Annotated in this window: 9 protein-coding genes; 2 read left to right on the top strand and 7 right to left on the bottom strand. The window is 64.9% G+C overall.

Annotated elements, in window-relative coordinates:
* Positions 1-135 precede the first annotated feature (135 nt).
* Together iaaH and ACVJ5M_RS41980 are read right to left on the bottom strand one after the other, a co-directional pair.
* Positions 136-1,554: an indoleacetamide hydrolase gene (gene iaaH, locus ACVJ5M_RS41985; RefSeq protein WP_063985661.1), complete on the bottom strand. Its 1,419-nt coding sequence runs from the start codon at positions 1,552-1,554 to the stop codon at positions 136-138.
* Positions 1,555-1,630: 76 nt separating this feature from the next.
* Positions 1,631-5,080, bottom strand: coding sequence for an indolepyruvate ferredoxin oxidoreductase family protein (locus ACVJ5M_RS41980; RefSeq protein ID WP_283017737.1), 3,450 nt, complete (start codon positions 5,078-5,080; stop codon positions 1,631-1,633).
* Between the two features lie 152 nt (positions 5,081-5,232).
* Between ACVJ5M_RS41980 and ACVJ5M_RS41975 the strand changes: the two genes are divergently transcribed.
* Positions 5,233-5,688: an Lrp/AsnC family transcriptional regulator gene (locus tag ACVJ5M_RS41975; RefSeq protein ID WP_014491864.1), complete on the top strand. Its 456-nt coding sequence runs from the start codon at positions 5,233-5,235 to the stop codon at positions 5,686-5,688.
* 252 nt (positions 5,689-5,940) lie between these two features.
* Here ACVJ5M_RS41975 and ACVJ5M_RS41970 read toward each other — a convergent pair whose 3' ends face one another.
* The 3 genes from ACVJ5M_RS41970 to ACVJ5M_RS41960 are packed head-to-tail and all read right to left on the bottom strand — an operon-like array spanning position 5,941 to position 9,181.
* Positions 5,941-6,726: a fumarylacetoacetate hydrolase family protein gene (locus tag ACVJ5M_RS41970; protein ID WP_231143644.1), complete on the bottom strand. Its 786-nt coding sequence runs from the start codon at positions 6,724-6,726 to the stop codon at positions 5,941-5,943.
* A 15-nt stretch (positions 6,727-6,741) separates the two neighbouring features.
* Positions 6,742-8,109 (bottom strand): LLM class flavin-dependent oxidoreductase, encoded by a 1,368-nt coding sequence (locus ACVJ5M_RS41965; protein ID WP_028147946.1) that lies wholly within the window; start codon positions 8,107-8,109, stop codon positions 6,742-6,744.
* Positions 8,110-8,128: 19 nt separating this feature from the next.
* A complete protein-coding gene (locus ACVJ5M_RS41960) occupies positions 8,129-9,181 on the bottom strand; it encodes an Ldh family oxidoreductase (RefSeq protein WP_063985658.1) in 1,053 nt (350 codons plus the stop codon).
* Between the two features lie 294 nt (positions 9,182-9,475).
* Here ACVJ5M_RS41960 and ACVJ5M_RS41955 point away from each other — a divergent pair, with 294 nt between their 5' ends.
* On the top strand, positions 9,476-13,591 hold the full coding sequence (locus tag ACVJ5M_RS41955; protein ID WP_354099990.1) for a bifunctional diguanylate cyclase/phosphodiesterase: 4,116 nt from the start codon (positions 9,476-9,478) through the stop codon (positions 13,589-13,591).
* Here ACVJ5M_RS41955 and ACVJ5M_RS41950 read toward each other — a convergent pair.
* Together ACVJ5M_RS41950 and galE are read right to left on the bottom strand one after the other, a co-directional pair.
* Positions 13,565-13,906, bottom strand: coding sequence for a hypothetical protein (locus ACVJ5M_RS41950; RefSeq protein WP_063985656.1), 342 nt, complete (start codon positions 13,904-13,906; stop codon positions 13,565-13,567). The two genes, ACVJ5M_RS41955 and ACVJ5M_RS41950, sit on opposite strands and share 27 nt — an antisense overlap.
* A 223-nt stretch (positions 13,907-14,129) precedes the next feature.
* Positions 14,130-15,122, bottom strand: a complete 993-nt coding sequence (gene galE / locus ACVJ5M_RS41945; RefSeq protein WP_028147948.1) for a UDP-glucose 4-epimerase GalE — start codon at positions 15,120-15,122, stop codon at positions 14,130-14,132.
* Positions 15,123-15,135: the final 13 nt, after the last annotated feature.

The raw sequence follows: 15,135 nt of genomic DNA, 5'->3' as shown, positions 1-15,135 counted from the left end.
TCAGGGTGAGGAGATAGATATATGTTCGCCTCAAGCGGCAGAGCCGTAGGGTGGGCAAAGGCGCGAAGCGCCGTGCCCACCACCCATCAATGATAGGTGGTGGGCACGCTTCGCTTTGCCCACCCTACGAGAGCGTCAACGCGGTGCGGGCAGTCGTCCGAACACGCTGTCGAGCGCCACGCCGATCGCGAGCAAGCGGCGATCGCTTCCCGCAGGACCATCCAACTCAAGTCCGATCGGCAATTTGCTTGTCGCGCCAAGCGCGATCGGGATCTGGACACCGGGAATGCCGGCATTGCTGCCGGGATCGGTGTTCTGGATGCTCAGGCCGAAATTCTCGAGACTGCTGGCGTCCGGATTGGAGGCAATTGCAACGCGCGGCGTGGTCGGGAAGGCGACGGCGTCGAGCTTGTTGCTGGCAAACGTATTGCCGTAGAGCGCCTGAAGCGCGGGGCGGGCGGTCTTGATTGCGGCGTCATAGATCGGCCTCGCGTCGAACAGCGCGTTGTCGGGGCCGGGCAGTTTTCGCGGGATCACCATGCCATCATAGATGCTTTTCACGTCGGCGCTGGAGATCTTCTCTGCCAGCGCCTCGATGCTGAGGCCGGTCCCGGTGTGCTTGAGATAGGCGACCATGTCGTCATAGGCCTCATACAGCGCGACGGGAAAGCTGACCTGGCCGTTGAGTTCGGCGAGCTCAGGCATCTCGATCTCGACGACCGTGACGCCCTTCGCCTTCGCTTTTGCGATCGCCGTGTGGAACGCGGCTTCCGTATCGGCGTCGAGATTGGTCAGCATCGCGTTCGCGATGCCGATCCGCACCTGCTTCAGATCAGCCGGCGCAACCTCGTCGCCGCCGGCGATCACGCGATCGAGCAGCGCGACATCCGCCATCGTCGCGGCCATGGGCCCCGCGGTGTCGCGGGTGTGCGAGATCGGCGCAATACCCTCTTGCGGATAGCGCCCGACCGTCGGGCGCAACGCGGCGCATCCGTTCAGCGCGGCGGGGACACGGACCGATCCGCCGGTGTCGGTTCCGAGCCCGCCCGTGACGATTCGCGCGCCGAGCGCGGCGCCCGTGCCGGACGAGGAGCCGCCGGCGATCAGCGTGCGGTCATAAGCGTTGCGCACGCCGAACTCCGCGCCGGTCTTGAACGCGGTGTTGTAGCCGGAGATGCCGAAGGCGAGCTCATGCATGCTGGTCTTGCCGATGATGACGGCGCCTGCAGCCCGCAGCTTCGCAACCACCGGTGCGTCAGCATTCGGAATGTAGTCCTTCAGTGCCGGTGTGCCGGCGCTGCAGGGCAGTCCCGCGACCTCGATATTGTCCTTGATCACGATGGGCACGCCGCCGAGCGGCTTTGTCCTGTCGCCCGTCGCGTCGAATGCGGCGGCGGCTTTCAGGGCGCCCGCTTCGTCCAGGGTGACGAAGGCATTGAGCTCGGCATGGGCTTTGGCGCGGCTCAGTGCTTCCGTCGTGAGTGCGGTACTCGTGACTTTCCCGGCGCGCAGGTCGGCGACGGCCTGACTCAGGGTCAACTGGTCCAAATCCATGATGCGTCATCCGATTGCAGGGGCGCCAACAGGGTGCCGCCTAAAGTCCGGAGGCTGAGGCCTCACTGGTGCCGCGTCAACCGTGGGCGTGCATCTTTTGCGTTACCGACGTCGTCAAATTCGTGAGCAGCCGCTCGACCTCGGGCTTCACCTTGGCGATCGCGGTGTCCTTCACTGGTCCGTAGCCGCGGATCTCCATCGGCGCTTTTGCGACGGCAACGAGGTCGGGAAGATGTGCTGCCTCGAGCTGGCCGAGCATGCGTTCGATCAGGCCTTCATACCAGGCGATCAATTCCCGTTCAGTGCGCCGCTCATTCGTGTAGCCGAATGGATCGAACGGCGTTCCGCGTAATCCCTTCAACCGCGCCAGCATGGCGAGCGGCATCTGGATCCACTGGCCGAAAGCGCGCTTGCGCGGACGGCCGCGTGCGTCAGGTTTTGACGGCAGGAACGGCGGCGCGAGATGATATTGGATGCGAAAACCGTCCTCGAACTCGCGCTTCAGCTCGCCGAGGAAGCCGCTCTGCATGTGCAGACGCGCCACCTCGTATTCGTCCTTGTAGGCCATCAGCTTGAACAGGGCGCGCGCGACCGCCTCGGTCAGCACCTCACTGCTCAGAGCGGCTTCGGCCCGGCGGACCCTCGCGACGGTCGCCCGAAAGCGCATCGCATAGGCGGCGTCTTGATAGGCGGCGAGGAAATCGGCGCGGCGATCGATGATCTGATCGAGCGTCTCGGCTTCGAGCGCTTCGTCACTCCCCGGCAAAAACTCCGGATCGGCCGCGGCGATCCGGCCCCAGGCAAAGGCCTGCTTGTTGCGTTCGACCGCGACGCCGTTGAGCTCGATCGCGCGCAGCAGCGCTTGCAGCGCGACCGGCACAAGCCCGTGCTGCCAGGCAAAGCCGAGCATGATGATGTTGGCATAGACGGCATCGCCGAGCAGCCGCTCGGCGAGCGCGTTGACGTTGATGGTGTCGAGATTGTCGTTGCCAATGACTTGTCGGATCGCGCGCAGGCGGGCGGGCGAGGCAAGGTCGGCGTCGCGGAAGCGGACGACGTCGCCGGTCGGCATCTCCGCGGTGTTGATGGCGGCGCGTGTGCCGCGGTGATAGGTGCCGGACGCCTTAGGTGAGGAACTGACGACGAGGTCGCAGCCGATCAGCGCGTCGGCCGCGCCCTGGTCGATGCGGACCTGGTGCAACGCGTCCGGACTTGACGCAAGGCGGATGAAGCTCAGCACGGGACCAAATTTCTGTGCAAAGCCGGTGAAATCCAGCACGGAGACGCCACGCCGCTCCAGATGCGCGGCCATGCCGATCAGCGCGCCGACCGTGATCACGCCGGTGCCGCCGACGCCGGTCACGAGCAAATCGTAAGGACGATCGAGCGTGGCGGGAGCGGGCAGGGGAAGCGTAGCCGCGCGACCGACGGCGTCGGTCTCGCTCGCGGTCTTTTTCCGGCGCGTCGCGCCTTCGACGGTGACGAAGCTTGGGCAAAAGCCGTTGAGGCAGGAAAAATCCTTGTTGCAGGACGAGAGGTTGATCTGGCGCTTGCGACCGAACGGCGTCTCCTTTGGCTCGACACTGAGGCAGTTGGATTCGACCGAGCAGTCGCCGCAGCCTTCGCAGACGAGATCGTTGATATAGGCAAAGCGCCTTGGGTCGGCCATCTGTCCGCGTTTGCGCCGGCGACGCTTCTCGGTGGCGCAGGTCTGCTGATAGATCAGGACGGAGACGCCGGAAATGTCTCGCAGCTCGCGCTGCACGGCGTCCATCTCCTCGCGCGGATGGATGGTCACGCCGATCGGCAGGTCTGCCGGCAAGAACTGCGCGGGATCGTCCGACACCAGCGCGATGCGTCCCACGCCTTCGGCGCGAACGCTGTGGGCGATGGCATGCACGCTGATGGGACCGTCGACCGGCTGGCCGCCGGTCATCGCCACGGCATCGTTGAACAGGATCTTGTAGGTGATGTTGGCCCTGGCGGCGATCGCCTGCCGGATCGCCATCGAGCCGGAGTGGTAGTAGGTGCCTTCGCCGAGATTCTGGAACACGTGCTTGTGGCCGGTGAAGCGTGACGACGCCGCCCAGTTGACGCCTTCGCCGCCCATCTGGATCAGCGAGGAGGTCTCGCGGTCCATCCAGCTCGCCATGAAATGGCAGCCGATGCCGGCTAACGCCTTGGAGCCTTCCGGCACCTTCGTCGACGTGTTGTGCGGACATCCGGAGCAGAAATACGGCGTGCGCGTCGCACCGCTGACGTTGATCGTGCGCGCGGCCTCGGGCATCAAGGCGGCCGCGCGCGCGGCGAGATTGAGGCCTGGGAACATCGGGTCGAGCCGGCGTGCGAGCACGCCAGCAAGCGCACGCGGCGACAATTCGCCGATCCAGGAGATCAGCCGCGCCCCTCGCTCGTCGTGCTTGCCGACCATGCGCTCGGGCTTTGAGCCTGGATAGTCGTAAAAATATTCCTTGAACTGGCTCTCGATGATGCCGCGCTTTTCCTCGACGACGAGGATCTCGCGCTTGCCCTTCACGAAGTCCATCGCGTCATGCAGCGCCAGCGGCCAGACCATGCCGACCTTGTAGACGTCGATCCCGATGTTGCGGCAGGCCGCTTCATCCAGGCCCATCAGCCGCAGGGCCTCCATCAGGTCGAGATGCGCCTTGCCCGTCGTGACGATGCCGTAAGTGGCGTTGGGAATATCGTAGATGTGGCGATCGATCGGATTGGCTTTTGCAAAGGCGTAAACCGCGTGCTTCTTCGCCTCCAGCCGCTCCTCGATCTGGGGGCCCGGCAGGTCGGGCCAGCGATAGTGCAGTCCGCCCGGTGGCGGCGTGAAATCGGGCGTGTTGAAGACGCGTGGCGGGCGCAGCGCGACGGATGCACCTGACTCCACGATTTCCGAAATCGCCTTGAAGCCGACCCACATGCCGGAGAAGCGGCTCAGCGCGTAGCCGTATTCGCCGAACTCCAGATATTCGCTGACGCTTGCGGGGTGCAGCGTCGGCATGAACCAGCTCATGAAGGCGACATCGGACTGGTGCGGCATCGAGGAGGAGACGCAGCCATGGTCGTCGCCGGCGACAACCAGCACGCCGCCACGCGGCGAGGAGCCATAGGCGTTGCCGTGCTTGAGGGCGTCGCCGGAGCGATCGACGCCGGGGCCCTTGCCGTACCAAAGTCCGAACACGCCATCGACTTCGCGATCTGCCTGCGTCTCTACCTGCTGCGAGCCGAGCACTGCTGTTGCCGCGAGGTCCTCGTTCACCGCGGGGAGAAATTCGATGCGATCCCGCTTCAGCCGCTCCTGGATGCGCCAGAGCTCGAGATCGACGCCGCCGAGCGGCGAGCCGCGATAGCCGGAGATGAAGCCGGCGGTGTTCAGCCCGGCGGCGCGGTCGCGCCGCGCCTGGTCGAGCGCGATGCGGACGATCGCCTGCGTGCCCGTGAGGAAGACGCGCCCCTCTTCGCGGTCGTAGCGGTCTGAGAGCTCGTAGCTGTCGAGTGATGGAACGGCGTCCATGGCGGACCTCGTGCGGCATCCTGCCTGATGACGGAAGGGTATGCCGGGGAGGCTGGTAGGTCTTGCCTATTCACCCTGTCTTGATCGATAATTCGGTAAAATTTTGCGGAGGATGGCATAATTCGGTAGAAGTTACCGAATCGGGGGCTTCCATGATTGAAGAGCAGGACGCGCGGATTCTCGCCCATCTCCAGACGGACGGCCGCGCCACCAACCAGCAGCTCGCCGACGAGGTCGGCATGTCCACCTCGGCCTGCTGGCGCCGGGTGCGTGCGCTGGAGGAGGCCGGCGTCATCCAGGGCTATGCCGCGCTGATCGCGCGCGAGCAGGCGGGCTTTGCGATGTCGGCCATCCTGCATGTCTCGCTGGAGCGGCACGATGCCAAATTCGTCGACGAGTTCGTCGCGCGGGTGACCACGCGGCGCGAAGTGCTGGAGTGTTTCGCGACCACGGGCGACGCCGACTATCATTTGCGCGTCGTCGTGCAGGACATGGCGGCCTACAACAGATTCCTCGACGAGTTCATGTTCCGCATTCCCGGCATCCGCTACGTCCGCAGCAACGTGGTGCTGAAGGAGATCAAGACGAGTGTGGCGCTGCCGTTTTGATTGCGCGGGAAGTGCCGTGGTGCCGTAGGGTGGGCAAAGGCGCGCTTGCGCCGTGCCCACCATCTCGCCTCCATTACGAATGCGGTGGGCACGCTTCGCTTTGCCCACCCTACGGCACTGTTGATTTCGCGGCGTATACAACTCTATCTCCTCACCCTGAGGAGGCCGCGCAGCGGCCGTCTCGAAGGGCGAGGCCACAGTCGGGCCTTCATCCTTCGAGACGCTTGCTTCGCAAGCTCCTCAGGATGAGGACTACCGCTGCTCCCGCACAAACCTGTTCCGCAACGTCCCTACGCCCGTGATGTCGATCTCCACCACGTCGCCGTGCCCGATGTCAGGCGAGGCGCCGTCCGTGCCCATCCAGATCACGTCGCCGGGCCACAGCGTGAAGTACTTGGTCAGCTCGACCAGGAACGGCACCACGCCGAAGATCATGTCGTTGGTGTAGAAGCGGTTGGTCTCCTTGCCGTTGACCCGGACGACGGTTTCCATTTTCGCCAGATTGGCCTCGGTTTCGATCCAAGGGCCCATCGGCTTGAACGTGTCGGCGTTCTTCGAGCGCCACAGGCTGCGGTCGGCCTTCTGCCAGCTGCGTTCGCTGACGTCGTTGCCGATGGTGTAGCCGAACACGCAATCCATCGCATTCTGCTTGGTGAGATGCTTCACCTTCTTGCCGATCACGACGACGAGCTCGCCTTCATAGTGGATCTTGTCCGTCGCAAAGGACGGGATCACGACGTCCTCGTCATGCGCGATCAGCGCGTTCTGGGCGCGGTAGCCGATCTCGGGTCTATCAGGGACGGCCGGCACCTCGCCGCGCTTGTCGGCGGCTTCCTTCAGGTGCTTCAGATAGTTCAAGCCGACGCAATAGAAGGTGCGCGGGATTAGCGGCAGCTCGATCCGAACTTGTGCCAGCGGATGCGTGCGCGAGGTGCGCTGCCATTCGCCAAAGGGATCGCCGTCGACCGCGATCACCTGGTCGCCCTCGACAATTCCCCAGGAGGTCTTGTCCGAGACAGTGAATCTCAGCCAGCGCATGCTCTGTCCTCGTTGTTATTCCGCGGCATCGCGCGGCTGCACCTTCCAGGCGCCGGCCGCGGGCCGCTTCAGCCCGAGATTTTCGCGGAGTGTCTTGCCCCGATACTCCTTCTGGAACAAGCCGCGCCGTTGCAGCTCCGGCACGACGTGTTGCACGAAGTCCGCATAGGAGCCGGGCACATAGGTCGCGGCGATGACAAAGCCGTCGCAGCCACGCTCGACGAACATCTCTTCCAGTCTGTCCGCAATCTCCTTGGGACCGCCGACCATGGCGTCGTGGACCTGGCCGCGGCCGGAAAAGGTGACGAAGTCGCGCGCGCTCGGATTGCTCTTGCCGGAATTCTTCAGCACGCCGTCGCGGAGGCCCAGAATGCCCTGCATGCTCTTCAGATCGTCCGTCGTCAACGGCTCGTCGAGGTCCTTGGAGGCGAAGTCGTAATTGAGCGCTTCGGCAAGTAGCGACAGCGCGTCGATCTCGAGCGGCAGTTTGTTGATCAGCGCCATCTTGTCCTCAGCCTCGGCCCTGGTCGCGGCGCAGACCGGCGTCGTCAAATTGCAAAGGCGCATCTGATCGGGATCGCGGCCAGCCTTGGCTGCCTCGTTTCGAACGGCGGCATAACCTTCCTTGGCACCAGCGAGATTGCGCGCGGCCGTGAAGATCACCTCGCCCCAATGGCCGGCAAAGCGTTGGCCGCGGCCGGATGCGCCGGCCTGGATGATGACGGGATGGCCCTGGTCCGAGCGCGGGACCGTGAAGGGACCACGGGACTTGAAGGCCGCCCCCTTGTGATCGAGCCGCTTCACCTTGGCCGGATCGGCAAAACGGCCGCTCTTCTTGTCCATGATGAGCGCGCCGTCTTCCCAGGTGTCCCAATGCCCGAGCACGACCTCCATGAATTCGTCGGCGCGGTCGTAGCGCGAATCATGTTCGGGATGGGAATCGCGACCCATGTTGAGCGCCTCGCCGTCATTGAGCGAGGTGACGACGTTCCAGCCCGCGCGCCCGCCGGACATCAAATCGAGGGTCGCGAAGCGGCGGGCGACGTCGAACGGCTCGTAATAGGTGGTCGAGCAAGTGGCGCCGAGGCCGAGCTTGTCGGTGACCATGCCCATCGTGGTCAGCACGATCAGCGGATCCATCTTCACGCAGCGGATGCCGTATTCGACGGTGTGGGCATGATCGTTGCCGTAGCGGTCCGGCATCGCCAGCCGATCGTCGAAGAACGCCATGTGGAACTTGCCGGCTTCGAGGATCTTGGCGATCTCCTGATAATAGTCCGCCGACATCGAATCGTCGCGCGAGTCCGGATGCCGCCACGAGCTCGGCAAATTCGTGCAGTTCTGCGCCTGGAGGAAGCCGACCAGTACCATCTGCCGCGTCATGCTGTTCTCCCAAATTCCGTCAGGCCAGATCAAGGACGGTGTCGAGCCGGTACTCGCGCGCCAGCGCGCGCAGCTTTTCCCAGGTCGCATCCTCGATCTCGATGCCGTCGCGCAGGCGTTGCTGCTCGCGCAACCCCTCGATCTCGCCGGGATAGTACACGCCCTTGCTGCCTTCGGAGGGCGGCGTCGATTTCAGATAGTGCGCGAATTCGGCGACCTCGCGCTTGAATTCCTTCAGCGGACGGAACGCGGCGACGTTGAACACCGCCATGAAGCATCCGTCATTGTGACGTCCGGTCGGTTCGACGCCGAAGCCGAGACCGGTCAGCAGGCCGCACAGCACCTCGACCATGGCGGCGAGGCCGCTGCCCTTGTAGCCCTCGGTGCCGCCGAGCGGCAGCAGCGCGCCGCCCTTGCGATATTGCGTGGGGTCGGTGGTGTGCCGTCCCTCGGCATCGATGATCCACCCCGTCGGAATCTCCTCGCCGCGGGCGACCGCGAGCTGGATCTTGCCGGCCGCAACCGCCGAGGTTGCCATGTCGAGATAGAACGGCGCATCCAGATCGGACGGCACCGCGATCGAGATCGGGTTGGTGCCGAGCCTAGCCTCCTTGCCCCCGAACGGCGCCACGTGCTTTGGCGAGCGGCCGGAATCCGCCGTCGCAATCCCGATCATGCCTTCGCGCATCGCCATCAACGGATAGGCGGCGAGGCGACCGACATGGCTTTGCCGGAATACGGTGCAGGCGGCAACGTTCGCCGTCTTCGCCTTCTCGATCGTCAGCGCCATCGCCTTGGCGTTGACGTGGAAGCCGAACCCCCACTGGCCGTCGATCACCGTCGTGGTCGGCGATTCCTGGACGATGGTCCATTTGGCGCCGGGCACGATGTGGCCGGCCTTGATGCGGTCGATGTAGGTCGGAACCGCGATCACACCGTGGGAGTCGTGACCGGCGAGGTTGGCGTTGACGCAGCCTGTGGCCACCGCATCGGCCTCTTCGTCGGAAGCTCCGGCGGCACGGAGCAGCGCGGCGCTGATGAGCGTGAGGCGGTCGGTCTTGACGACGGGCATGGCGTTCCCTCGGCATTCTGCCCTTAACGGGCTGCTTGTTGGGAGCCATCGTCTCAAAGCGTGGGAGCGATATCAATCTCCCGTAAACCAATACAGGGCTGCAAAATCGTAAAGAGAGCGCGCCTTCGTCGAAGAATCCTCCCGTGCGGCGGCATTCCCGACAGTTTGGCGCCGGCCGTTCGCAGCTCATTCACTTTGATCGCGGGTTTGCAGCGCGCAATAACGACCACTTAGGCCGTCGCCGTTCATAAAGCACCCGGGAGAATTAGGCAGAAATGCCCGGGAGCTGAGACCGTGCAGACGACCCTCGCGCGCACCTTTGCAGCGTTGAGCGCCATCAACGAAGCGATCCTTTACGCGAAATCGCCGGACGAGCTGTACCAGAAGGTCTGCGACGCCGGGTTTTCGAGCGGAGACTTTTTGGCCGTTGCGGTTTTCCTGGTGGGGCCGGATGGCCGGCGGCTGTGCTTTGCGGCCGGTTGCGGCGATGACATTGCGCGGCTGCGTTCGCTCGAGATCACGACCGACTCCGGCACGCCCGAGGGAGCGGGTGTCGGCGGCGAAGCCTTTCGCAATCAGAAGCTGAGCATCAGCAACGACTACCTGAATGATCCTCGCTCGCTGGCGTGGCGCGAGGGCGCAGCCAAGGCCCACATCGGCGCGGCGGCTGCGCTGCCGCTGCTCTGCAACGGCAAGAGCGTCGGCGTGCTGTATGTGACCCGCAGGGAAGCCGGCTCACTGAACGAGCAGATGGTGTCGCTGTTCGAGCGCATGTCGGCCAACATCTCCTATGCGCTGGACAATTTCGCGCGCGAGACCGCGCGGCAGACCAGCGAGCTCGCGACGCGGCGGCTCAACCGCATGTTCGGCGCGCTCAGCGCGACCAACGAAGCCATCCTGCGTGCGAAGACCGAGCGGGAATTGTATCAGCTCGTGTGCGACGCCTCGGTGCACGGCGGCAAGTCGCTGGCGACCTTCGTTCTGCTGAAAGAGCAGGACTCGCATTGGCTGAAGCCTGTCGCCGGCACCGGCGAGAATCTGGAGATCGTGGCCCGGACCCACTACTCCGTCGACCCCGAGAATCCCTATGGTCGCGGCATTTCCGGCGAGGTGTTTCGAACCCAGAAGCCCCATGTCGAACGTGATCTCGCGCGTCGCACCAGGGGAACGCCGTGGGAGCAGGCCAATCTCAACACGGGTGTTGCCGCCTGCATCGCGGCCCCCCTGATCCGGAACGGCGAGAGCATCGGCGTCATCCTGTCCTTCCTCAGCAAGTCCTGGGCGAAGGATGAGGGGGTCGTCGCGCTCATGCTGCGCATCGCCGAGAACGTCTGCTTCGCGATCGACAATTTCGACCGTGAGGCCGAGAAGGCGCGGATCGCCGAGGAGGAAGACCGCCTGGCGCGCATGTACGCGGCACTGAGCGCGACCAATGAGGCGATCCTGCGCGCACGCTCGCGGGCCGAGCTCTTCGACCTCGTTTGCGAAGCGACGGCGAAAGGCGCCAAGTTCACCTCGGCCAACATCGCGCTCGTCGATCACGATGCCGAGCTGCTTCGCGTCGTTGCTTGCTACGGGCCGAACGCGGATATGGTCCGAAATTTCAAATTCTCCACGTCCGACCAGGTGCCTGAAGGCCGAGGGCTGACGGGAACCGCTTTCCGCACGCGCCAGCCCTGCCTCAGCAACGACGTGCTGTCCGACGACAGGATCAAGCCCTGGCAGGCCAATGCCCGCCGCAACGGCATCGGCTCCTCCGCGGCGCTGCCGCTGTACAATGGCGACAGGGTCGAAGGCGTCTTCCTCTTCAACTCGCCGGAACGCGGCACGTTCACGCCAGAATTCGTCGAGCTGCTGCAACGGCTCCAGGCCAATGTCGCCTTCGCGCTCGAGAACTTCGATCGCGCCGACGAGAAGGCGAAGGCCGAGATGCAGCGCAACCGTCTTCGGGGCATGTTGGAGGCGCTGAGCGCGACCAACGAAGCGATCATGCGCGTGAAATCCCGCGCCGAGTTGTTCGAAGCCGTGTGCGAGGCCGCCGTGCTCGGCGGAACGTTCTCATCTGCCACCATCGCCTTGGTCGATCCGACGGCGCGCTTTCTCGACATCGTCGTCACCAAGGGCGAGTGTCGCAGTCACGTCGAGAACTGGCGTTTCGCGACGTCCGCCGATGAGCCCGAAGGACGGGGGCTCGCCGGCACCGCATTTCGCACCAAGGCACCCTGCGTCGCGAACGAGCTCCTCACGGACGTTCGTGCGACGCACTGGCGTCGAATCGCGCGGGATCAAGGGACGAAATCCGGCGGCTGCTTCCCGCTGCTGAAGAACGGCACCGATGCCGTCGGCGTCCTTCTGTTCCTTTCGCCGGACGAAGGCACCTTCACGCCTGACCTCATCCAGTTGCTGGGGCGCCTCGCGGAGAACGTCTCCTTTGCGCTCGACAATTTCGCCCGGGCCGAGGAGCGGTCACGGGCCGAGGCGCAGAAGGAGCGCCTGACGCGCATGTTCGCCGCGCTGAGCGCCACCAATGAGGCGATCGTGCGGGCCAAGTCGCGCACCGAGCTGTTCGAGCTGGTGTGTCAGGCCGCGTCCACCGGCGGCAAGTTCACATCGACGACCATTGCGCTGGCCAAAGCCGACAGCGACCAGCTCGCGATCGTCGCGGCCGCAGGGCCGTCTGCCGAAACCACGAGGAACGTTCGCCTCTCCATCGACGCCGACCGGCCCGAGGGGCGCGGCATGAGCGGCACCGCGTTCCGCACCCGGCAGCCCTGTGTCAGCAACGACTATGTCAACGACAGCCGTGTGAGCGCCTTCCACGCCGTCCTGCAAGGCGACGGCGCGCGCTCCGGCGCGGCGTTCCCGCTGATCACGCACGGCCAGCCCGTCGGCGTCATGATCTACATGTCGACCGAGCAGGAGACCTTCACGGCCGAGTTCGTCGAGCTGTTGCAGCGCCTCGCCGACAACGTCTCCTTCGCGATGGAGAATTTCGATCGCGCCGACGAGAAGAACGAGGCCGACGAGCGGATCGAATACCTCGCCTCGCATGACAGCCTGACCGACCTGCCGAACCGCGAGACCTTCAACGGGCTGTTGCGGGAGGCGATCGACGAAGCTCAGCGCCACGATCATCGTTTCGCGGTGTTGTTCATCGATCTCGACCGCTTCAAGGTCATCAACGATTCGCTCGGCCATGAGGCCGGCGATCTGCTCCTGCTCGAAGTGGGGAGCCGACTGCGCGGCGCGCTGCGGGAAACCGACGTTGTCGCACGCCTTGGCGGCGACGAGTTCGTGGTGATCCTCGACCAGTGCGGTGAGATCGACGATGTCCAGCGCATCGCGACCGGGCTTCTCGTGGCGCTCGCCGAGCCCATGGAGCTGGCCGGCCACGAATGCCACACCACGGCCTCGATCGGCATCGCGATGTATCCGGCCAACGGCTCCGACGTTCAGACGCTGACCAAGAACGCCGACATGGCGATGTATCTCGCCAAGGAGGACGGCAAGAACGGCTATCGCTTCTTCTCCAAGGAGGTGAAGACGCAGTCGATCGAGCGGCTGTCGCTCGAGAGCGCGTTGCGCCGGGCGTTGGAGCGCGAGCAGTTCTCGCTGAACTACCAGCCCAAGGTGGACATGGAGACCGGCCAGATCACCGGCGTGGAAGCGCTGCTGCGCTGGACGCACCCGGATCTCGGCAGCATCTCGCCGGCCCAATTCATTCCGCTTGCGGAAGAGACCGGGCTGATCGTGCCGATCGGCCGCTGGGTGGTGAAAGAGGCCTGCGCGCAGGCCATGGCCTGGCAGCGTCGTGGCCTGTTGCCGGTGTCGATGGCGGTCAACCTGTCGCCGCGGCAGTTTGTCGACGAACATCTGTTGCAGGACGTCGACGAGGCGCTGGCGGCGTCCGGCATGTCGCCGGTACTGCTCCAGCTCGAGGTCACCGAGAGCATGATGATGCGCAATGTCGGTCGTGCGCTGAAGGTGCTCGACGCCATCCAGAGCCGCGGCATCCGCCTCGCCATCGACGATTTCGGCACCGGCTATTCGTCGATGTCGCTGATGAAGCATTTTCCGATCGACACCATCAAGATCGACCGCTCCTTCGTGCGCGACCTGCCGCAGGATTCGGAGGACCAGGCGATCGCGCAGGCGATCATCAGCATGGGCAAGGCGCTCGGCATGACCGTGGTCGCCGAAGGCGTCGAGAACGCCGAGCAGGAAGCGTTCCTGCGCGCCCATGGCTGCGACGAGATGCAGGGCTTCCTCATCTCCAAGCCGGTGCCGGCGCGGCAGATGGCCGAGCTGCTGCGGCCGATGGAGCTGCCTGTCGCGCCGCCGCTCCAGCCGGAGCCTGACCTCGCTGCGACCGAAGCCGCGGCGTTACGGCTGAAACGCGCTGTCATCTGACGGCTGCGGGTGCAGTTCGCGGACGTTGTCTTGCTTGATGTCCGCTTTGCGCGGAAAATCATCCGGCCAGGGCTGCGAGGTTTGCTCGGCGAACAGCTCAAGGAGGGCATGCGCACCTTCGGCAAAGCTTGAGCCGTCGCCGAGGCCCAGCTCACAACACCAAACCTGTCGCATCGGCTCGTGCGCGTCGACCACCGCCATCGCCGGTCCCCACCACCAGGCCGGTGCGGGCGAGCGTTCGTCCTCCGGCACGGCGTGCCATAGGACGAGCTCGTCCATCACGCGCTCGAATTGCAGGCTTGCGGCCTGATGCATTCGCTCCGTGCTCCCTGGGCCGCGCCTGAAAGCAGGCCGATGCCCGGACTCGATCGTGGCCTTCGCTGTGAAGAACAGGCTCGCGCTATTGGCGGAGCCTCACATGCCGCTTCCATTGGCGGCCATAAGAGCAACATGCGGCGGTCGGGACATGCGCCGCCGCCGGCTGTGATCATCTCTTTAGCCGCTCGGGGGCCCGACCGGCAAGCCGTAATACGGGTGTCTAGCGCGTCCTGAGCGGATGCGCTGTCTGGTGCCAGGCCCAGGCAGTCCGGATCACCGTCGGCAGGTCGGAATGGCGCGGCACGAAGTTCAGCACTTTTCGCGCGGCAGAGGCATCGGCGACCAGATAAGTGGGATCGCCGGCGCGACGCGGCTTCATGGTGTGCGGCACCTCGCGCCCGGTCTCCTGCCTGATGGCGTTCAGGATCTCGCGGACCGAAAAGCCGGAGCCGGTGCCCAGATTGAAGCTGCCGCCGGCATGTCCCGTTTCCAGGAGCTTCAGTGCTGCGACATGCGCCGCAGCGAGGTCGGTGACGTGGATGTAGTCGCGGATCGCGGTGCCGTCCGGCGTGTCGTAGTCGTCGCCGAACACGGCGAAGTCGACATGGCCCTGGAGCGCCATCATGGCGCGCGGAATGAGATGCGTTTCGTTGTCACGCAATTCGCCGATGCCGCCGGCCGGGTCGGCGCCGCTGGCGTTGAAATAGCGCAGGCAGAATGCGCCGAAGCCATAGGCTGCGCGATAATCGGCGAGCATGCGCTCGATCATCCATTTCGACGCGCCGTAGGGATTGATCGGCGCGCAGGGGAAGTCCTCCGGCAGCTCCTTGGAATCGGCGTTGCCGTAGACGGCGCCGGTCGAGGAGAACACGATGCGCTGGCAGCCTGCGTTGCGCATCGCCTGCAGCAGCGACAGCGTGCCCTGGACGTTGTTGATGTAGTATTTCTGCGGGTCGGTCATGGACTCGCCGACGAGGCTTGCCGCCGCGAAATGCATCACCGCCGTGACCTTGTGGTCGGCGAAGGCGCGCGCCAGCGCGGCGCCGTCGAGCAGGTCGCCCGTCACCAGCGGACCGGCGACGAAGCTGCGATGACCTGTCGAGAGATTGTCATAAACGACGGGCTGATAGCCGGCGGCAGACAGTGCGCGGCAGGCATGCGAGCCAATATAGCCCGCGCCCCCTGTGACGAGGACGGTCGGTCGGTCGGTCATGTCGTCTTCTACT

This window comes from Bradyrhizobium sp. S3.7.6, assembly GCF_054061875.1.
Note: the sequence above shows the minus strand (reverse complement) of the source record. Positions and strands in the feature narration are given on the sequence as shown.